At 66.5% G+C, this 19,345-nt stretch carries 21 protein-coding genes and 3 pseudogenes; 14 read left to right on the top strand and 10 right to left on the bottom strand.

Going from position 1 to position 19,345, the window contains the following annotated elements; genetic code table 11:
* Positions 1-15: 15 nt before the first annotated feature.
* The 3 genes from J0695_RS44190 to J0695_RS27830 all read right to left on the bottom strand — a co-directional run bounded on the left by J0695_RS44190 (position 16) and on the right by J0695_RS27830 (position 1,859).
* Complete coding sequence (locus J0695_RS44190; protein ID WP_242553275.1) at positions 16-642, bottom strand: DUF4331 domain-containing protein; 627 nt, start codon at positions 640-642, stop codon at positions 16-18.
* Positions 639-1,328 (bottom strand): DUF4331 domain-containing protein, encoded by a 690-nt coding sequence (locus J0695_RS44195; protein WP_443726331.1) that lies wholly within the window; start codon positions 1,326-1,328, stop codon positions 639-641. The genes J0695_RS44190 and J0695_RS44195 overlap by 4 nt, the downstream gene beginning before the upstream one ends.
* 201 nt (positions 1,329-1,529) lie before the next feature.
* Entirely contained in the window at positions 1,530-1,859 is a 330-nt protein-coding gene (locus J0695_RS27830) for a hypothetical protein (protein ID WP_206966504.1), read from the bottom strand.
* Between the two features lie 319 nt (positions 1,860-2,178).
* Here J0695_RS27830 and J0695_RS27835 point away from each other — a divergent pair, with 319 nt between their 5' ends.
* Complete coding sequence (locus tag J0695_RS27835; RefSeq protein WP_206966506.1) at positions 2,179-2,493, top strand: chaplin; 315 nt, start codon at positions 2,179-2,181, stop codon at positions 2,491-2,493.
* A gap of 243 nt (positions 2,494-2,736) precedes the next feature.
* Positions 2,737-3,915: pseudogene (locus J0695_RS27840) on the top strand (molybdopterin-dependent oxidoreductase); the annotation flags it as partial.
* A 324-nt stretch (positions 3,916-4,239) separates the two neighbouring features.
* Here the strand turns inward: J0695_RS27840 and J0695_RS27845 are convergent.
* Positions 4,240-4,491: a DUF397 domain-containing protein gene (locus tag J0695_RS27845; protein WP_206966508.1), complete on the bottom strand. Its 252-nt coding sequence runs from the start codon at positions 4,489-4,491 to the stop codon at positions 4,240-4,242.
* Between the two features lie 273 nt (positions 4,492-4,764).
* Here J0695_RS27845 and J0695_RS27850 point away from each other — a divergent pair, with 273 nt between their 5' ends.
* The gene (locus J0695_RS27850) at positions 4,765-6,807 is read left to right on the top strand and encodes an ATP-binding protein (protein ID WP_242553277.1); all 2,043 of its coding nucleotides are present in this window, start codon (positions 4,765-4,767) and stop codon (positions 6,805-6,807) included.
* 168 nt (positions 6,808-6,975) lie between these two features.
* Here the strand turns inward: J0695_RS27850 and J0695_RS45255 are convergent, their stop codons facing one another.
* Complete coding sequence (locus J0695_RS45255; RefSeq protein ID WP_277990037.1) at positions 6,976-7,110, bottom strand: hypothetical protein; 135 nt, start codon at positions 7,108-7,110, stop codon at positions 6,976-6,978.
* On the opposite strand from J0695_RS45255, the pseudogene J0695_RS44200 reads away from it, so the two are divergent.
* The 3 genes and pseudogenes from J0695_RS44200 to J0695_RS27860 all read left to right on the top strand — a co-directional run.
* Positions 7,109-7,315, top strand: a pseudogene (locus J0695_RS44200) (glycoside hydrolase family 3 protein); the annotation flags it as partial. The gene J0695_RS45255 and the pseudogene J0695_RS44200 sit on opposite strands and share 2 nt — an antisense overlap.
* 241 nt (positions 7,316-7,556) lie before the next feature.
* A complete protein-coding gene (locus J0695_RS44205; protein WP_307798787.1) occupies positions 7,557-7,835 on the top strand; it encodes a fibronectin type III-like domain-contianing protein in 279 nt (92 codons plus the stop codon).
* 214 nt (positions 7,836-8,049) lie between these two features.
* Entirely contained in the window at positions 8,050-9,279 is a 1,230-nt protein-coding gene (locus J0695_RS27860; RefSeq protein WP_206966509.1) for a phospholipase D-like domain-containing protein, read from the top strand.
* A 36-nt stretch (positions 9,280-9,315) separates the two neighbouring features.
* Here the strand turns inward: J0695_RS27860 and J0695_RS27865 are convergent, their stop codons facing one another.
* Positions 9,316-9,672 carry a GvpU-like protein gene (locus J0695_RS27865; RefSeq protein ID WP_206966511.1) on the bottom strand — a complete coding sequence of 119 codons (357 nt, stop codon included), beginning with the start codon at positions 9,670-9,672 and terminating at the stop codon, positions 9,316-9,318.
* A 222-nt stretch (positions 9,673-9,894) separates the two neighbouring features.
* Between J0695_RS27865 and J0695_RS27870 the strand changes: the two genes are divergently transcribed.
* From J0695_RS27870 to J0695_RS27880, 3 genes are all read left to right on the top strand, one after another.
* Positions 9,895-10,068, top strand: a complete 174-nt coding sequence (locus tag J0695_RS27870) for a hypothetical protein (RefSeq protein WP_206966533.1) — start codon at positions 9,895-9,897, stop codon at positions 10,066-10,068.
* 321 nt (positions 10,069-10,389) lie between these two features.
* Positions 10,390-10,596, top strand: coding sequence for a hypothetical protein (locus J0695_RS27875; RefSeq protein WP_206966513.1), 207 nt, complete (start codon positions 10,390-10,392; stop codon positions 10,594-10,596).
* 246 nt (positions 10,597-10,842) lie between these two features.
* A complete protein-coding gene (locus J0695_RS27880) occupies positions 10,843-11,577 on the top strand; it encodes a transposase family protein (protein WP_206966531.1) in 735 nt (244 codons plus the stop codon).
* 236 nt (positions 11,578-11,813) lie between these two features.
* Here J0695_RS27880 and J0695_RS27885 read toward each other — a convergent pair whose 3' ends face one another.
* Positions 11,814-13,187, bottom strand: coding sequence for a pentapeptide repeat-containing protein (locus tag J0695_RS27885; RefSeq protein WP_206966515.1), 1,374 nt, complete (start codon positions 13,185-13,187; stop codon positions 11,814-11,816).
* A gap of 1,188 nt (positions 13,188-14,375) precedes the next feature.
* Here J0695_RS27885 and J0695_RS27890 point away from each other — a divergent pair.
* The gene (locus J0695_RS27890) at positions 14,376-14,606 is read left to right on the top strand and encodes a hypothetical protein (RefSeq protein ID WP_206966517.1); all 231 of its coding nucleotides are present in this window, start codon (positions 14,376-14,378) and stop codon (positions 14,604-14,606) included.
* A 134-nt stretch (positions 14,607-14,740) separates the two neighbouring features.
* Here the strand turns inward: J0695_RS27890 and J0695_RS27895 are convergent, their stop codons facing one another.
* Positions 14,741-15,322 carry a TetR family transcriptional regulator gene (locus J0695_RS27895; RefSeq protein WP_206966519.1) on the bottom strand — a complete coding sequence of 194 codons (582 nt, stop codon included), beginning with the start codon at positions 15,320-15,322 and terminating at the stop codon, positions 14,741-14,743.
* 114 nt (positions 15,323-15,436) lie between these two features.
* On the opposite strand from J0695_RS27895, the gene J0695_RS27900 reads away from it, so the two are divergent.
* Both J0695_RS27900 and J0695_RS27905 read left to right on the top strand, forming a co-directional pair.
* Positions 15,437-16,129, top strand: coding sequence for an SDR family oxidoreductase (locus J0695_RS27900; protein ID WP_206966521.1), 693 nt, complete (start codon positions 15,437-15,439; stop codon positions 16,127-16,129).
* Between the two features lie 57 nt (positions 16,130-16,186).
* Positions 16,187-16,483, top strand: a complete 297-nt coding sequence (locus J0695_RS27905; protein ID WP_242553279.1) for an aldo/keto reductase — start codon at positions 16,187-16,189, stop codon at positions 16,481-16,483.
* Positions 16,484-16,804: 321 nt separating this feature from the next.
* On the opposite strand, the gene J0695_RS27910 is transcribed toward J0695_RS27905, so the two are convergent.
* Positions 16,805-17,638: a hypothetical protein gene (locus J0695_RS27910; protein ID WP_206966522.1), complete on the bottom strand. Its 834-nt coding sequence runs from the start codon at positions 17,636-17,638 to the stop codon at positions 16,805-16,807.
* 245 nt (positions 17,639-17,883) lie between these two features.
* On the bottom strand, positions 17,884-18,162 hold the full coding sequence (locus J0695_RS27915) for a hypothetical protein (RefSeq protein ID WP_206966525.1): 279 nt from the start codon (positions 18,160-18,162) through the stop codon (positions 17,884-17,886).
* 236 nt (positions 18,163-18,398) lie between these two features.
* On the opposite strand from J0695_RS27915, the pseudogene J0695_RS27920 reads away from it, so the two are divergent.
* Together J0695_RS27920 and J0695_RS27925 are read left to right on the top strand one after the other, a co-directional pair.
* A pseudogene (locus tag J0695_RS27920) lies at positions 18,399-19,138 on the top strand (HipA family kinase).
* Positions 19,135-19,345: DUF3037 domain-containing protein (locus J0695_RS27925; RefSeq protein WP_206966527.1), on the top strand; the 211-nt coding region annotated here is incomplete at its 3' end. The pseudogene J0695_RS27920 and the gene J0695_RS27925, both read left to right, overlap by 4 nt.

Consider the following 19,345-nt stretch of genomic DNA (forward strand, 5'->3'; position numbering starts at 1 on the left):
CCCCTGGATTGCCGGTCAGCCGGCCTGGTTCACCGAACCGGTGTAGGGCAGGGCCACGTAGGGGAACGTGGGCGTGAACGGGACGGCGGGTCCGTTGACGCCGTCACCGGCGGCCAGCGCCTTGACGAACTTGCCCGGAGTGGCGCCTTCCAGTGCCTGGATGGCGATGTCCACGACGTCGTCTCCGAGGCGACGGCCGTTGGGGAAGCCCTGGAAGTCGCCGTTGAGGACACCGAGCCGGTCGGGGTCGGCCGTCACCGGAGTCGACATGTTCAGGCGCAGTTCCTCGGCCGGCACGAAGTACCGCTTGTTGATGTCGCGGTTCATCAGCTGCGAGTTGAGGTCCACCGCCAGGGGGCCGCCGGCTGCCTTGGCGATACCGGTCAGGAAGATCTCCTGGAGGTCCTTGCGCGGGGTCGCGGGGGCCGGGATCCCGTAGATCGCCTTGATCAGCTTGGGCAGCTCCGGGTCGAGGACCTTCGCGACGACCTTCGGCTGCTTGTGGTCCGCCGACGGCGGCAGCGCGTTGAAGGCGTTCTTCAGGCCGGCCGGCACAACGGCCTCGTTCACCAGCGGATTGCCCAGACGGGAGACCTGGACGTAGGGGCCCTGAGGGGTCTGGCGGCCCGGGCTGAGCTTCATCGAGCGCCGGGAGGTGGAGGACCACACGCCGATGACCGGGTTGCGCTTGGCGTTNNCTTCTGCGTGGCCTGCGCCCGCAGGCCCGCGTAGTTGGGCATGGACGCCTTGCCGACGCTCGAAGGGGCGGCGATGCCGTCCCGCACCAGAGTCACCGGCTTCTTTCCGGCCCGGATCTCCTGCAGCGTGTAGTGCTGGCGGAACAGCAGCGTCTTGTCCTTGAGGCTGTTCACGGGCCCGTTGTTGTACAGGAACGTCTTCTCGCCCCGGCGGTCCTCATTGCGGAACGTCCACCGGTAGGTGAGGTCCGGCTTTCCGGTGCCCTGGCTGTCGATGTTGATGTCGTAGTGCGCGTCGGCGGCGAACGGGTAGAAGTTCGGTCCGCCGTTGGGCTCCTGGAAGGGGAACCAGTTCGCCATCAGCGTCACGGTGTCCGACTTGTCGGGGCTGGTGAACGCGTACAGGTCGGTGTTGTCCACCTGAGGGTCGGCAGCCACCAGCGGCGCTTCGCGGTGACTTGATGCTTCCCCGACGCCTGCGCCCGGTCCTGCCAGAGCTGCGCCGGCGACGGCGGAGCTCAGCGCCAGCAGCAGCGCTGCCGACTTCCAACGGCCCGTAACAGCGGCCGCTGCGATGTTCGTCTTCAAGAGATTTCCTCTGAGGGGTGACGGAACCATCCTGGGAGGCATTTCCTCCCAGACCCCTCTTCGCTACCGCCGGGCCCCAGGATTGCTCGCAGGTACCGACACCACCCGTCCGGACGAATGCCCACTGCTCATCGCATCATTCTTAACCAGGTGGACGATGCCGCTCTGCAATCCAGGCACTGATACGGCGAAGCGATGACCGCAGTGCAAAGAGTGCCATTTCAGAGGCCCTGCAGCGGCGGTTCAGCGAGTTTGCAGCCGGCTTCGGACCATGCGGCATCCGCCCGGCCGCCTTCTGCAGAGTTCACGCCATCGACGTGGCGTCGTGAGGGCGCGCGAAGGTTCCTGCGGCATGTGCTTGATCTGTTCGAGTAACTCGTCCCTGAAGCTCGCGGGGACAGGAGTGGCGATCTCCTGCAGATCCAGCCCTGCCAGCGCCTGGCGCGCAACATTCAGTTCACGCGCGCAGGCGGGGCAGTGCTTGCTGTGCTCGTCCAGTACATCTCCTTCAACTGGAGAAAGGGCTTGCAGTTGATGGGCGAAGATGAGGGAATCCGCTGTGTCGCGGGGCATGTCGACTCCTGACGACGAGGGCGGCCGGGCTGACGCGAACGATCCATCGGATGGATTTATGTGCGCAGAGGATTCGTTGCCACGCCGCTTTCGGATTGTTCCGCTGGTTCGATTGCCCTCAGATGGACGAGCTCGGGCCGGGCTGTCCGAAGTCATCCGGGTACAGGTACGCGTTATTCGTCCAATGGGGTGAACTACCGCTTTCCGGCCAGTCCGCAGGGTTCGGTGGACCGAAGCACTCCTGACGGTCACCGCCGGTGGCCGCTGCGACGGCCCTTGGCTGGGGCGTTGCGCTGTATTACGGAACAAGGAGTCAAAGATGTCTCATGTGGTGAAGAGCGCCGGTCTGGCCTTCGCGGTGGGCGCGGTCGTGCTTGCGGGTGCGTCGGCAGCATGTGCCGACTCGGGCGCTGAGGGCGTGGCTTACGGTTCGCCCGGGGTCCTGTCCGGCAACGTCGTGCAGGTCCCGGTGCACGTGCCTGTGAACGCGTGTGGGAACACGGTGAGCGTGATCGGCCTGCTCAACCCCGCCTTCGGCAACTCGTGCTCCAACAGCTCGCACGGTGACTGGCATCAGGGCGGTTGGGAGATGCAGGGTGATGGCATGAACCACTGGGACGGTCACCAGGGCTGAACCGGAATCTGAGCATGAGGCGCGCGCCCTGACCGGCGCGAGCCACGCCTTGGGGAAGGCGAGCCGGCCGGGCCCGTACCCGCGATGAGAGACGTCAGTTCCTACCGCGGGTACGGGCCCGCACTTGTACGCAGCTGTTGTGGTGCTCCTTCAGACCCATGGGTCGAGTCAACACCGCCGGCGGTATCACTCGTTTGGGACTCGACCAATCCCCCCGCCATCCGGCGCCGAATAGCTGCTGTGATGAAACTTCTGCGCGGAGGCGTACGCCTTCCACTCGCAGCGCTCTCCGGCCTCCTGGCGGGCTTCGCCGCGCTGGCCGTCGCGGAACTGGTCTCCGCAGCGGTGCGCCCCGAGGCCGGTCCGGTGATTGCGGTGGGCGGTGCGGCCATCGACCGCACCCCACCGGCGCTGAAGGACTGGGCGATCCGGCACTTCGGGACCAACGACAAGCTGGTGCTACAGCTCGGCATCCTCGCCACCCTGGCTCTGCTGGCGCTCGTCCTGGGCGTCCTGGCCCTGCGATACCGCAGGACTGGGGCAGCCGGCGTCCTGCTCTTCGGTGTGGTCGGTGCTCTCGCGGCCACGAGCCGACCGGATTCGACCGGCATGCAAGATGCGCTCCCGTCCGTCATCGGCGCCGTGGTCGGTGCGCTTCTCCTCTACTGGCTCATCGGCCGTCTGGCTGTGCCGCCGCCGGGGGCGAAGGAGCCCGCTGACATGCCGGGCGAACCAGGCTGGGACCGGCGCGGGTTCGTCATCGCGGCGACCGCCGCCGCAGCCGCCTCCGCGGGTGCCGGCCTCCTGGGACGATCCCTCAATAGTTCGCGGGGAGCAGGGGCCGTCGCCTCCCGCGGCAAGGTGGTTCTGCCCACCCCGGTATCGGCAGCGAAGCCGGTGCCCTCGGGGGCCGCCCTGCGCGTGCCGGGCATCAGCCCGTTCATCACGCCGAACGGTGCCTTCTACCGTGTCGACACCGCCCTGGTGGTGCCCAAGGTCGACGCCACCGACTGGGAGCTCACCATCCGCGGCAGGGGCGTGAGCCGTCCTCTCACGGTCTCCTTCCAGGACCTTCTCCAGCGTGAACTCATCGAGCGGAACATCACGTTGACGTGTGTGTCCAACGAGGTGGGCGGCCCCTACGTGGGCAACGCCCGCTGGATCGGCGTACGCCTGGCGGACTTGCTGAAGGAGGCCGGCGTCAAGCCTCCTTCGCGCGGTGGACCGGCCGATCAACTGGTGGCCCGTTCTGTGGACGGTATGACGATCGGCAGTCCGGTCGAGGACGTCATGGACGGCCGCGATGCGATGCTCGCCCTCGGTATGAACGGTGAACCTCTGCCTTTCGCGCACGGGTTCCCGGTCCGGATGGTCGTCCCGGGTCTCTACGGATACGTGTCGGCCTCCTACAAGGTCAACGACACGTCCAACGTTGTCTGCGGCAACGTGCCCACCGCCAACGCGACCGTCTACATCGTCGACACCGTCCTGATGCCCAAGAGCTGACGTCAGAACTCCGTGCTGTCCGGCCGCGTGCACTCCGCGGCCGGACAGCACGGAGTCGGGACGCGCTGACAAGTGCCGCCACAGTGTGGCGCGCCTGTCATCCAGGAGAGCTCGATGGTCGCGGGCAGATGTCTCCGGGGCGAAGTAGAAGGCCCCTACGTAGATCCGGGGTGGGCCAACTCCTGCGGATCTACGACAACGTCACCGATACGACTGCCTCATCCGACACCGGGACGGTGTTCACAGGTTGGTGAAGGAGTCGAATGCACCCGCCTTTGCTCCTTGTACCCACGCGCTGATCTCGCTGCGCTTCATACGCAACACCGGGGCGTCAGGGTCTTTGGAGTCGGTGATGCCGACCGTCCCGTCACCGAGCTCGGCGAACAGCACGCAGTCTTTGGAGTGGTCCAGATCGGAGAACGGAGACTTCACCCATTGGGTGTTGGGAAGATGGTTATTGCGGTAATGCGTCGCTCGGATTGCTTCGTTCATGTTTGGCTCCTCCACTGTCGTACGAACAGTCGGATATGACCACGGTACGCACTGCACCCCTCCGGAAGGCAAGGAGGGTTGTGTCCAAAACTGGCTCTCTGGTATAGGCCCGCAAGGGCAAGGCGTCTGCGCGACGCAATCCCCATCGCTGGAGCGGAAGGAGTGACATTGTTGGCACAACTGGCAACCCTTGCAACGATCTTGGGTGAAGGTGACAGATGAAGGACCGCACCCTGCATGACACGCGGATGCGCACCGCATCACACTGGAGGCATGACGATGAGGGTTCCGGGGGAGTGCGACGGCGCATTCGTGGGTCGGCAGGCCGAACTGGAACGGGTCGCAACGGCGCTCGATGAGCATCGCCTCGTCACCCTGACCGGGGTTGGCGGCGTGGGCAAGTCGCGTCTCGCCCGGGCCTACGTCGACCAGGGTGAGGGCGCGGGATTCGACACCACGTGTTGGGCGGATCTGTGGCCGCTGTGTGACGACACCCTGCTTGCCGCAACGGTCGCCGATGCCTGTGACCTGGCCGACCACACACCGCGTACGCCTGTCGAGGCTGTGAGTTCCTGGATCGGGGACCGGCGTCTGCTGCTCGTTCTCGACTCCTGTGAACACCTGGTCGTCGCCTGCCGATCGCTCCTGAGCGACCTCTTCACCGTCTGTCCCCAGCTGAGGGTTCTGGTGACCAGCCGCGAACCGCTGAGCCTGCCGGGTGAGCGTGTCATCCGAGTCGATCCGTTGCCTATGGATGCCGCGGTCGATCTCCTCGCGAACCGGGCAGCGGAGCTGGGCAGACCGCCGTCGACCGATGAGGACCTCCGCTGCGTTAGAGAACTGTGCGAACGCTTCGAAGGCATACCGCTGGCCTTGGAACTGGCCGCGGCCCACTTGCGCGATCACGCCGTACAGGATCTGATGCGGCACGCGCGCGACCGGCTCGACCTGCCCGATCGCAATGAGTGGTGCGCACCAGTCTGGCACCGGGCACTGCGGACGGCCGTCGGCTGGAGTCATGAGTTGTGCGAACCCTCGCAGCGGCTTCTGTGGGCCAGGCTGTCCGTGCTGTGCGGTCCGTTCGACGTGGAGACCGCGCAGGCGGTCTGTGCGGGAGGACCGTTGAGCGCCTCGGACGTACGGCGGTGCCTGGCCGCCCTGGTGGACAAGTCCGTGGTGCTCCGGGATCAGCACCGGTATCGGATGCTCGACACTTTGCGTGAGTACGGGCAGTTGTGGCTGGGAGAGCTCGGGGAGCGCGACCAGGCAGCCGCGCGTCACGCTGATCATCATCTGCAGCAGGCCCGGCTGGCCGACAGTGAGTGGTTCGGGCCGCAACAGGCACCGTGGTACGGAAAGATCGCAGGGCTGTATCCCGACCTGTGCGCCGCACTTGAATATCTCCTCGATCGGCGGCCTGAGGACGCGTTGGAACTCGCCGGGCACATTGGGTTCTTCTGGACGTGCTGCGGTCACCTGCACGAGGCGCAGAGCTACCTGAAGCGCGCGCTGGAAGCAACCGCGGGGACATCCTCACACCTCGGATCCGTCCGAACCCGGGCGCGGTGGGCCCTGGGGCTTACGCACATTCTTCAGGGCCGGTACGACGCCGGAGGCGAAATGGCCGCCGCATGCCTGGTTCAGGCCCGTCGCGAGGGCGACCCGCGAGCCGTGCTGCACGCCACCTACCTGCTTGGCCTGAGCAACCTGCTGGAGGGCCACGCGCAACGCGCGCTGAGCCTCGTCGATGACGCACTCGCAGTCGCATCCAGCCGGGACACAGCGACTCAGCAGGGGGCGATGATGATGTGTCGCCTAGTACGGGTCTTCGCACTCACCGGCACCAACCAGCTGCTCTGCGCCGACCGCGAAGCGAAACTCCTGCGTGACGAGTGCGCCGATGCCGGTGAGCATTGGACCCGGTCCTACGTGGACTACCAGCTCAGCGTGATCGCCTTGATGCAGGAGCGCTACGAGCAGGCTGTCACGCACGCCCGCTCCATGCTGACCTCCAAACGGCAGATCGGCGACAGTTTCGGCATCGCTCTCGGTCTTGACATCCTCTCGGCCGCGCTCGCCGGCTGCGGCCAGGCAGAGCAGGCCGCACTCGCCTACGGCGTCGGGCAGCGCTACTGGCAGTCGGTCGGCCACCCGCAACGCGGCACCCCTGAAATTGGCCCCTTGCGCGTGCGCGGCGAACGCGTCGCCCGACAGGTCATGGGAGACGAGGCGTACGGGAGGTCGTACGAGCAGGCCGCCCAGGCAGAACCCACAGTGATGCTCAACCGCCTCGTCACGCAAGCATCCGACTCCTGACCCCTACGCAGTCCCCGAGGTCGCGGATACCCACCGGAGCCCGCGGTGCGACGGCTTTGTAACCGAGGGTGACGTTGATGTCCTGATGGCCTGCGACGACTTGAGCGGACTATCCGCTCCAGGGCACCGCCGAGCTGACCGCCGGCCGCTCCGTCGCCGTCGACCTATCTACACCAACGCCACCGCGGAGACCGGAACCTGCGGCCTGACCTTCGGGTGGCAGCCCGCTTCGCTCATCCCCGACGCGATCGCAGCCGCACGCGCGGCCGTCGTACTCGTCAACCGGGTCGCGGGCGAGGCCATGGACCACGACCACCTCGAACTTCCCGGAGACCAAAACCAGCTGATCGCCGCCGTGGCCGCCGCCAACCCGCGCACGATCGTCGTCCTCAACACCGACGGCCCGGTCGCCACACCCTGGCGGGACGACGTGGAAGCCGTCCTGCCAGCGTGGTGCGGAGGACGCGGCACGGGCACCGCCATCGCCGCCGTCCTATTCGGCGACAGCGATCCCGGCGGCTGTCTCCCGGTCACCCTCCCCGCCGATTCCACCCAGGGGCCCCGGAACAACCCCGACGACCTACCCCGCCGCCAACGGCACCGTCTCCTACGACGAGGGCTCGTCCATCGGCTATCGCTACTACGACGCCAAGGGGCAGCAACCCGCCTTCCCCTTCGGGCACGGCTTGTCCTACACCTCCTTCGCCCACGGCTCCCTCGAAGCGTCCTGCGACCGCGTCACACTCGCTGTGACCGTTACCAACACCGGCCGGCGCGAAGGGACGGAGGTCGTACAGGTCTACGCCACCCTCCCTGCATCCGCAGCGGCAGAGCCACGGCGCCTGGCCGCCTTCCACAAGACGACGCTGCCTCCAGCAGGAACCCGGCGCGTCAGCCTGAAGATCCCGGTCCAGGACCTCAGCGTCTGGAAATCGGGTGCCTGGGTTCTTGTCCCCGGGTCATACACCTTCGCGACGGCGCGATCCTCCCGCAGTAGCACCGGGCAGCGCACTCGCAAGTTCGACTGACCCCGCATGCCCCCGTTCTGCAGTCAAGGGACGCGACGCGAATGACGGTTGCGCTGGAGAATAACCGTCCCCCGTCCAGACGCCACCGGTGTGCCAGCGCACCGAGTCGGCGAACGCCTTCGTTTCCTGCCCGCCGTACGCCCCCGCGGGCCGGTCCGATCCTTGGAGCGGCCTCGGCTTTGTCTTGCGAGCCGCCGTCCAGGAAGGTGCACCCATGACACCTACCGAAAGTGATCCCGCGGAATTGCCCGAGCGAGCGGAAGCAGCCGGCGTCTCGCACGCCGGCGAGCGGGAGCGCGCCCAGAGGTTCAGACGCCGGCTGGAGAGACTCATAGGCATCGCGGCGACCGAAGGCAATGCGCTGGTCCCGCTCCGCAACGGGGACGAGATCTTCGGTGCCATGCTGGGCGGCATACGGTCCGCGCGGCACACCGTCGACATGATGACGTTCGTGTACTGGAAGGGCGAGATTGCCCAGCAGTTCGCCGACGCGCTCGCGGAGAGGGCCCGTGAAGGAGTGCGGGTGCGTCTGCTGCTGGACGGTTTCGGCAGCCGGCTCATCGAGAAGGAGCAGTTCGATTCGATGGAGCGGGCCGGCGTGCAGGTGGCCTGGTTCCGTAAGCCGTTGTATCTGTCACCGCTGAAGCAGAATCACCGCTGCCATCGCAAGGTGCTCGTGGTCGATGAGGAGACGGCCTTCACCGGCGGTGTCGGCATCGCCGAGGAGTGGTGCGGGGACGCCCGTAACCCGAACGAATGGCGTGACACCCACGTTCAGGTGCGAGGTCCGGCCGTGGACGGGCTGGCCGCCGCTTTCGCGCAGAACTGGGCCGAGTGTCACGATGAACTCTTTGACGACCGCGACCGGTTCGACCCTCATGCCCCGCAGGGCGGGTCGGTCGTGCAGGTGGTGCGGGGCTCGGCCAGCTTCGGCTGGCAGGACATGCAGACCCTGTTCCGCGTGGTGATCGAGTCGGCGGAGGAGCGGATCCGGCTGGCCACCGCTTACTTCGCACCGGACGCGTACTTCATCGGGCTGCTGTGTGCCGCCGCTCGCCGTGGCGTCGAGATCGAGATCCTGCTGCCGGGCCCGCATACGGACAAAAGAGTCTGCCAGCTGGCAGGGCAGCACTACTACGAGGACCTCACCGACTGTGGTGTGAAGATTTTCCAGTACCAGCCCACGATGCTCCACACCAAGGTCGTCACCATCGACCGCACCATGGCACTCGTCGGTTCGACGAACTTCAACCGCCGCTCCCTGGACCACGACGAAGAGGTCATGCTCGCTGTCCTGGACCCTGCCTTCACCGCGACCCTGGACGACCATTTCGCGCAAGACCTCGAACGCAGCGAGCACATCAGGCCCGGACGCTGGAAGAGGCGCTCGCCGCTCCAGCGTGTCAAGGAAGCGGCCGTCATGCCGATCCGCCGGTTCCTCTGACCTGCCGGGGCGGCCCGCAAGACGGATTTCCCTGTGTCAGTGGGCTTGGATCTCGCCCAGGAACCAACCGCTCACCTCGTCGAGCCCGATGCGGAACAGGCCACCGTGCTCGGGGAACGCGGCTCCGGCGCTGACGATCTTGCCGCCGTTCAAGTGGAGATAGCGGCCGTCTCGCTCCGGCTGATCCTTCTCCCACGCGAAATCGGCGGAGAAGACACTCGCCCGACTGTCCGAATCGGCGAGCTGATCTGCGATGTGGGCTGCCCAGACGGCATGCGGCACCACCTCGCCGGTCACGGTGGTACCGCTCACGACGAGCGTGATCGGCAGGGCGAGGGCCTCCTTCTCCACTCGGTCGGTCAACCTCTTCAGCAAGGGATCCACAGTGCTCATGGCTGGAGAGTAACCCGGCCTCTCCACACCGCCGACGGGTACCCAGCGGGCACAAACACGCGTGAGTGTTCGGGATAGGGGCACACGGAGAGAGCACGACAGCGGTCCAGCCGCCGCCACATCGGCGAGCGGGCGGGATTTCACCGGGCCCTCGGCGTGCGACGGGCTCGAAGAGGGTGCTGCGGGGCAGGTGAGCCGACTGCTCGTACGCACCGAAATGACATGAAGATCGGAGCCGACATGCTCATTCTTGGCGCCATTCTCCTGATCATCGGCCTTCTGGTCGGTATTTCGCTGCTGACGACCATCGGCGGTGTACTCGTCGTGGTCGGTGCGATTCTGTGGATCCTTGGCGCCGCCGGACGCCAAGTCGGCGGGCGCAAGCACTACTTCTGAGTGATCCGGACGCACGGCTGGGCATTGAAGCCTGGGAGGCGCTGCGGGCCAAGTGGCCAACGCCCTCTGCCGACTCGCACAAACCTCCGTGCCGAAAGCAGGGCCCGACGGAAGGGAGTTCTGCCTCAGTGTGCCCGTCAGGGCCGTAAGGAACCGTGATGGGTATGCGTGCGCATGTCGGGCCGCGCTGATCGGGAGTGATGTCGACCGTGGTCGGGCCGGGAGCCAACTGGTGACCCGCCGGTGATGGCCAGGCAGTAGACGATCGATCCGGAAATTTCGGTGGGCCGACGGTGCGGTCGACGGTGAGAGTATTCGGCTATGGATCTCGCACCTCTTGAACTGTCCGTCACCCGTCTGCGGGATGTGGAGGCCGCGGTCGACGCGGCACGTGCCGACGTCGAGGTGGAGGCGGTCCTGGCCGTCCGTCGAGGCGCCGATGTCGCCGAAGTCGCACAGCTGACCGGGTTGAACCCGCACGATCTGCTGCGGATGGAAAAGCTGACCGACGAAATCCCTGCCGGCTGAGCGGAGAATCACTCGGATCCCGCCTGGGCAGGAAACGGATGGTGCGATCCACCCCCGGCGGGGCGGCCCAGCGAGCCTTTTCCAACCTGATGGCGCTGACCGCGCGTTGGACGGTCCTGCGCAACGACGAAGCTCCTGTTTAGACGGGTTCTCGACCAAGATCACCTGTGTCCATCAGGAGCTTCGCGTGCTTGTCTACCCTTCCCCAAGCTCTCAACTCCGTTCGAGCAGGGGAGACCCCATTCGATTGATCTGTCCAGCCGCACCCTGCGGTTCCTGACCGGGCAACTGGCAGCCAGGCGGAAGAAGATCGGGACGCGATGGCGTCGACTGCCGGTCGGCCGCCAGGCCCTCCTGGCCCTGGCCCACCTGCGGTGCGGTGACACCTATGCCCAACTCGCTGCCGGGTTCGGCATCGGGATCGCGACCGTCTTCCGCTACATACGCGAGGCCGTCCAGGTTCTGGCCGCCCTCGCCCCGTCCCTGGCCGAGGCGATGAAGACGATCCGGGAGAAGGCGTTCGTCATCCTCGAAGGCACCCTGCTGCCGATCGACCACATCGCCGCCGATACCCCGTACTACTCGGGGAAACACAAACGCCACGGCATGAACGTCCAGGTCCTCACCGATCCGTTCGGACGCCTGCTCTGGGCCTCGCCCGCCATGCCCGGATCGACCCACGACCTCACCACCGCGCGGCGGCACGGGATCATCGAAGCCCTCGCCGAAGCAGACCTCAAATGCTGGGCAGACAAGGCGTATCAAGGAGCCGGCGGGCCCGTCAGGGTGCCGTTCCGAGGCCGTCGCCTGAAGAGGAGGAAGCGCCGACACAACAGCGGTCACGCTGAGATCCGATGCCTCGGCGAGCAGGCCATGGCCACCCTCAAGGGCTGGCGCCTCCTGCGAAAGCTCCGATGCAGCACCAATCGCATCACCGAAATCGTCAAGGCCGTCCTCGTCCTCCACCACGCCTCAACCTGAGGATGGAAAACGCTCAGGGATAGACGCCTTGCCGATCACCTCGGTCAATGCGCTGCTTTACGTCCCGAACGGCGAGGAACGTCTTGGCGCACAGCGTCGCAAGCGGCGTGGATCGGGGTGTGCAACCGGACGCCGCTCCGCCCTGCCCAAGGCGGGTCAGGTTACGGCCGACCAGCGCTCCAATGGGGCATGCCGGACCGATGTCCTCCATGAGCGGTTGAAGCTGCCTCTGAGGATCAATGCTGCTCAGGGTGACTGCGGAGATCCAATAGTTCATCCAGCAGGCCGGCTTCCAGACGCGCTCCGTGCCAACTTGTCACTGATATCTGTTCCGCGCTCTCGATCTTCGTTCCCGTCAGTACTGCTCCTGCCGATCCCGTCAAAAATCCGTTGACCAACTTGTACGCGAACCTCGTGACCACCCGTGCCGACTTGTGTCCTAGAAAATCACGCGCCGTATCCGAGACTGAATTAAGTGCCGACGACCAGAAGGGGTGTCCCAGGAACGCGTATTGCAAGCTTGCACCTTCCAGGTTCGCTCCGGCTAGGTTCGCGTATCTGAAATCCACGCCCTCAAGGTTCGCGTTCCGCAGGTTGGCGCCCTCAAGGTTTGCGTATCTGAAATCTGCGCCCTCAATGTTCGCGCCCTCCAGGTTCGCGTTCGCCAGGCTCGTGCTGCGTAGATCCTTCCCCGCCAGGTCGCCGCCGCTCAGATCTGTTGCCTGCAGGTTCGCGCCCCTTAGTTTCGTTCCCGTCAGGTTTTTGCTCGTCAAGTCAGCACCGATCAGAAGCGTAGCGCGCAGATCCGTGTCGTCAAGATTCGTGCCCGTCAGGTCAGCACCGGTCAAATTCGCATGTTTCAGTGTTGCGCCCGTTAGGTTTGTGGTCGTCAGATCTTTACCGCTCAGGTCCGCGCGCGTCAGGTCCGCGCCGCTCAAATCCGCGCCCATCAGATTCACGTTCGCGAGGTCTGCGCCCGACAGGCCCGCACTCCTCAGGTCCGCCGCTTTAAGGTCTGCTCGAGCAAGGTTCGCTTCGGTAAGATCTGAGCTGAAGAGATTCACGCCTACCAGGTGGAGATCGCTGAGATCGAGGCGCTCATCTTTTCGGACATGGGTGCGTGATCCAGGTCGAGTCAGTGCAGTCAGTGCCATCTGCACATCTGCTGCCGGCCGCACTCTCTTCGGAGTTGGTTCCGCCATAACTCGCATCCGGATGAATTGAGCGAGTACTTGAGCCGCGTGAGTTGCTTGCTCCGGGGCATCTTGAACGATCTGTTCCAGTGCCAGCACCCCACCAATCCGGACGTACATTTTGTCGTCGTCAGCGCCCAGACGCTCGAGCGCCTTGGTGAAGCGCTCCGTCACCTGTCCACGGCGATTCAGGCGGTAGGTCCGCGCCGTGAAGAGCAACGCGATACCGGCGCCCAGAGCGGCGAAGCACGCTACTAGCGCCGTGCGCAGCCCCGTAACCAGAGCGGCCGAGCCTTCTCGGACCTTTGCCTTGTCAATGTAGTCCCCGTCGATTAAATACGGAGCCTTTACCACTGCCCACGGCATCCCTACCACGAGCAGTATCGCCAGCAGGAAACCTGCCAGCCAGAAACCCACCCGCCCCAGACGGCGCCTGGCCGCCGCACGCCGACGACGCGCTGACAACCCGGACCCTGGCCACCTGGCCAGGGCACCGGGTCTGCGTGTCAATCGCTGTGTTCCAGAGAGAAAACGGCCCGCACGGCTCATACGAATAGGGATGCCGCGGTTGCGCTGATGGTTGCAGTTTCATCGAGCCTTGGACCTCGCAGACCATGGCTGACGGGGCATCAGGTGCGTGGGTACCGTTCCGGGCGGGAGCCGCGACTGGCTGTGTCCGGGGGTGCGCGCCGGTGGGCGCCTACGGTTGTCTGTGACGCGTGATGCAGGGTGAAGCAGCCTTTGCGTGTGGGGCGGGGGTGTTGGCCATGTTCAGGAGCTGCTGGTCGAGGCCGGGCCTGACGAACAGGGCTGTGCCCGTGTCGCGGGATCGCTCTCACGGAGAACATGCGCTCCTGTGCCTGCGCGTTCGGAGAGCGGGGCTGCCGGGTCTGGTTCGACGGCCCCGAGCAGGCCGCTGGAAGGCTCGATTTGCAGTTTCTCGCTGAACAAGGGAACTGCGAGATTGTGGAGTGCAACCCGGCTCTCACCTACGGGGGTAGTCCGAGTGAGGAGATCAGCCGGGTTACCGGGTGTCCTCCAGGGGCCTCGGTGGTGTGTGTCCCCGGGTGCCATGGTCGGCACGGCGAGGTTGGGTTCCTGCGGCGCATGGGCGAAGGACGGTGCAAGGAGCGTGCGTAGCCAGGCGATGGGCGGGCTGATGGTGGCCGGTCAGCGCTGGACGGAAGTCCGCCGTGTTCGGGCTGGGGCTTCATCAAGTGAGGGCGGGGGAGCATCAGGCGTCGGCCCGGTTGTACTCAGGCTCTCCGCTTTCGAGGACGCGGAGCAGGGAGGCGGGGTTCTCCGCCGACGAGGAATCGAGTTGGATGCTCGAAGTGCCGACGAGGTATCCATGGTGTGCAGGAAGGCCGGTTTGGCTAACCGGCGATCTCGGGCTATGTTGCGCAGCCCTCAGATGAATCGGACGTTGCGCCGGGGCCGCAGTCGCTCCCCGGTGGGGACGGCGTGATGCGGTCGTGGTGAAGGAGTTCCGCTTCAATGTGTAGTGGGTGACATGGCACCACGTCGCTGATCTGGCAAACATACAGGTCATGAGGGGTCCGACTCTCCGGAGTCGGGCCCTTTGTTTTTTCCCGTGCTGGATAGGTGCTGGATAATCTGATCCCTCGTCACCTGATTTCACCCCTCGTCGCCCGCACCGTCGCTGCTGCCCTGGGCCGGGCCGGACGGCTCGGCGAGAGCGATGCCGCGACGCTGGCGCGCGTCGTGTCCGCTCTGCTGTTCCTCGCGATGGCGGCGAGCGTGAACGCGGCTGCGAGCGTCTACGAGATCCTGCATGACATCCGAGACCAGCTGGCGGTCGTGCTGCCGAGCTGACTCCGGCGACACCCCAACGGGCGGCGTTTCGGCCGACGGGGCAATCACGGCCCCTCGCCGGGGTGCCCGCGGTGTTCGGCGGTGAGTGCGACCGGGCGCGCACGCGCCGCGCGGTGCCGGGGCCCCGGCACCGGTCAGCGGGCTTCGGTCAGGGCCGCGTGCGCGGCGGTGAGGATCTCCTCGGAGAGCGGGGAGCCCTTGGTGGCCCGTGACAGGACCAGCGCGCCGAACAAGGTGCACAGCCGGGCGATGCCGTCCCCGCCCTCGCCCCCGTCCTCGTCCCCGGCTGAGGAGAGGAAGGCGGCGAAGTCGACCACGCCTTCCGTGTAGACGCGGCGGGCCTCGCGATCCTCGCCCCCGCGTGCGACGTCGACGGCGAGGGCTGCGACCGGGCAGCCGTCTGCTGCGCCGTCACGGTGTTGGACGGAGAGGTAGGCGTCGATCAGGGCCCGCTGAGCGGTATCCCGCTGCCCGTCGTACTGCTGGAGCTCGACCGCGTAGCGCTGGGCGAGCTCGGCGAAGGCGTGGGCCGTGGCCTCGTCGACGAGCTCCTCCTTGGAGGCGAACTGCTTGTAGAAGGCGCCGTGGGTCAGGCCGGCCGCCTTCATGAGGTCGGCGACGCTGACCTGGGTGCCCTGCTCGCGGAACAGCCGGGAGGCGGTGTCCACCACCCGCCTTCGGTTCTCCTCTGCCTGCGCCTGCGATACGCGGCTCATGACCACCTCCCGTTTGGATGTCAACTGGCATCTATCATAGACCCGTGTTTAGATTGGAGTCGTAATCTAATTGCTGCGGGTGGCCGACGGCCCCCGCCAGGACCAGGAGCAGACATGGAACTGAAGAACGCGGTCGCAGTCGTCACCGGCGCCAACCGGGGCCTCGGACGGCACCTGGCCGCCCAGCTCGTCGAGCACGGCGCGAAGGTCTATGCGGCGGCCCGCCGTCCCGAGACGGTCGACCTGCCGGGCGTCACCCCGCTGCGCCTGGACGTGACGGACCAGGAGTCGATACGGGAGGCCGCCCGCATCGCTTCCGATGCGACGCTGCTGATCAACAACGCGGGCATCTCCACCGGCGCGACGCTGATCGGCGGCGACCTGGACGAGGTACGTCGCGAGATGGAGACCAACTTCTTCGGCCCGCTCGCCGCCACCCGGGCCTTCGCCCCTGTCATCGAGAGCAACGGCGGCGGCTCCGTACTCAACGTCTTGTCCGCCCTGTCCTGGTTCCACCCGGCCGGCCTCGGCTCCTACGCCGCCTCCAAGGCCGCCGCTTGGGCGCTGAGCGACGCGACCCGAGAGGAGCTGGCACCGCGCGGGATCGCCGTCTCGGCCCTGCACGTCGGCTACATGGACACCGACATGGCCGCTGGCGTGCCCGCCGATCAGAAGGTCGCTGCCGCCGATGTCGCCACGCAGGCCCTGTCCGGCATCGAGACGGGCCTGCCCGAGATCCTCGCCGACGAGACCAGCCGGTACGTCAAGCAGAGCCTGTCCGCTGCACCCCAGCCGAACGCGGGCTGACGCTCACCCCTCCACCCCGGCGCGACCGCCTTCCAATGCCTCTTGCAAGGACATCTCATGCGTTACACGACCTTCGGCCTCCGGACCGGACTGCGCGTGTCCGAGTACGCGCTCGGCACGGCGAACTTCGGCACCGGCTGGGGTGCCGGCGCCGAGCCGGACGAGGCGCGCCGGATCTTCGACCGGTTCGCCGAGGCGGGCGGCACTTTCCTCGACAGCGCGGACGGCTACCAGTTCGGGGAGTCCGAAGAGCTGACCGGAAAGCTGATCTCCGCCGACCGCGAGCACTTCGTGCTGGCCACCAAGTTCTCCCTCGGAGCCACCACTGGAAGGGACCGCACTCAGGGATCATGAGCAGGGCTGTTGGCCGTCGCCGTTAGCCTCCGGATCGTCCGAGGCAGGCGTACTGCATAGCCGCGCCGAGATGTGAGTCACCACGCCATCGCGCAGGACGACTCATTCGATGCGGCACTCCCGAGCGGCTCGAAAGGGCGTGGAGAAACCTGAGCGGCGTGCCTCACTTCGCGGCCCTGCGGTGCCCTGGCCGGGGGCGGGTGGCCAGGGCGCCTTGCACGACGGTCAGTTGGTGCAGCCGGTGACCGGGGTGGGCCCTGTGCACTGGTCGGGCTGGTTGCCGGTGACCGAGCCGGGGGCGACCGTCGCGCTCGCCCCTTCCTAGTTGTAGATCCCGCCCCCCTTGTAGGCGTGGTGGTCGTCGGGGGCCAGGGGATACTTGGGCTGCTGGGTGGTGCGCACGATCTTGTTGCCGGTGATCGTGGCCTGGTCTTCGACCGTGAGCGTCCCCCTGTTCAGCACCCCGGCCCCGATGCCGTCCGTCTGGTAACCACGTGCCGGCGTGTACGGGGTGGTCACGAGCTCCCCGGTTTTCTGGTTGGTGATCGTCTCGCCGCCGCCTGCAGGGACGTCGACCATCCGGGTCGACAGGGCAAAGTTGGTGATCTTGGCCCGGTCGCGCAGGTGTACGGTGCCGCCACGCTCGATGATGAGCCCGCCCCCGCCGCCATGCGCCGTGGGGGCGCCACCGCCGCGCAGCTCGGTGTCACCGAGCAGGTCGGCCGCTCCGTCGTCCTTGACCCTCATCGCGGTCATCGACTGGCTGCAGTGCAGGTTGACGTTCTTGAGCGTGAAGTGGGAGTAGGCCGGCACCAGTACACACAACGACGGCCCGGTCAGTGTCACGTCCTCCAGCGTGATCCGTGAGCCGCTGGTCAAGGAGGTCAGCACCGGATACAGGTCCGTGCGGCCTTCCAGCACCGCGCCGTGCCCGATGATCGTGCGCCCGTCGGGCACCGAGAACTGCTTCCTCTTGTCCGGGTAGGTGTAGCGGCATCCCTTGGTCAGATACACCGTGACGGGCTTCCCGATCGGGGCTGATTTCACCAAAGCCCGGTGCAGTGCCTGCGTCCGGTTCTTCCCGCAGCCGACCGTGACGCTCTTGCCCGGTTCATCGGCCGCCTGCGCTGGTAGCACTGCTGCCGCCAGCACCACGGCCCCAACTCCGGCCGCAGCCACAATCCGACGCAGGCCAACCTCACTTCGTCACGGCGGACGTCAACGCCCTGCCCTCCTGCCGCCGGAATCCCGGCTTCACCGTTGATAAAGATCAACAAACGGAAAGGTCGCTGGACGAGCCAGCGGCTTGCCTGGGTGGTCGATCTTGAGGTGGCTGGCGCGAACACGGCCAGAACCATGCCTCCTTCACGCGGGGAGGCATCACATCCGACAGGTGGCGGTCAGATGGTGGTGTAGGGGATTTCGGCGTAGAACTCCAGTTGCCGGTCCGTTCCACGTGTCGTGGTCTTCAGGGACGACTCGAACTTCGCTGTGGGGAACATGAGCGGGATGATGAAGGTGAACTGCTGGCCTGCGGTGAATGAGCCCGGCCATGTGCCGCTGGTCAGGACGATCGGCACGATGATCTCGGTACTGACTGTGTAGGCCAGGTCGTCTGCGCCGGGGGTGAAGGTGTAGTCGACTGTGGAGCCGGACGGCAGCAGGGCCTTCAGGTTCACCCCGTCCGGTATGGCGACGTCGTCGACGCTCGCCTGCGGCCTGGGGTGTTCACCCGGTCGATGAGCTGGCTGCCGACCGACGTACTGTGATCGACCGCTTGCTCGGTGAAGCGGTGGCGGAGCGAGCTGAAACTCCCCAGATTCTCCCCAGGGTAGGTCGCGGTGTTTCGCTGGGCCGGTGGAGTTCCGTGCCGGCCCATAGATATTCAGGGAGCAGGCCCGGTTAACCTCGGATCATGCTCACCGAAGTCACAGCGACCCGCTACGTCACGCCCTTGCGTGAGGGCGGCTCGCTTCCGGGGATCGTCGAGGCCGACGNNAGCTCGACCCGGTCATCGGGCTCGGGGAGCCGGACCAGGAGGTGCAGGAGCTGCTCAAGGCGAGCGGCGGGCTGAACCTCGGCATGGACTATCTGCCGGGCTCGATCGGCTTCGATCCGCTGGCCTACCAGGTGGGGCCCGAGGAGGCCGGGCGGATCGTCTGGTTCGACGCCGTCATCAACAATGTGGACCGCTCCTGGCGGAACCCCAACATGCTGGTCTGGCACGGCGATCTGTGGCTCATCGACCACGGCGCCACCATGATCTGGCACCACAACTGGCCATCCGCGAAGAACTACGGCACCAAGCCGTACGATGCCGCCGATCACGCCCTCGCGCCGTTCGCGCCGGATGTCGCCGCCGCTGCGGCCGAGCTCGCGCCGCTGGTCACCGAGGAACTGCTGACCGCGTGCGCTGCCGACGTACCTGATGTCTGGCTGGCGGATGAAGAGGGCTTCGAGACCACCGGCGCACTCCGGCGTGCGTACGTGGAAGTACTCCTCGAGCGCGCCGCGGGCGTGCACGAACGCATCAGTTTCGGCCCGCCGACCGCCGCCGCACCCTCCAGGGCGCCGGGCTGGCTGGCAGATCGTCTTACGCCCCGGGCGCACGCGACGAACGCGACGAACGCGACGAACAAGGACGGCGGCCAGTGAGCAAGCGGGACGTGTTCGAGTACGCGCTGGTGCGCGTGGTGCCGCGGGTCGAACGCGGCGAGCTGTTCAACGCCGGCGTGGTGGTCTACTGCCGCGCGAAGTCTTTCGTCGCCGCCCGTACGCATCTGGACGAGGCGAAGCTGGCAGTGCTGGACCCCGGGGCGGATGTCGCCGGTGTACGGGCCGCGCTGTACGCCGTCGAGGGGG

The sequence above is a fragment of the Streptomyces beijiangensis genome, assembly GCF_017315755.1.
Classification (GTDB): Bacteria; Actinomycetota; Actinomycetes; order Streptomycetales; family Streptomycetaceae; genus Streptomyces; species Streptomyces beijiangensis.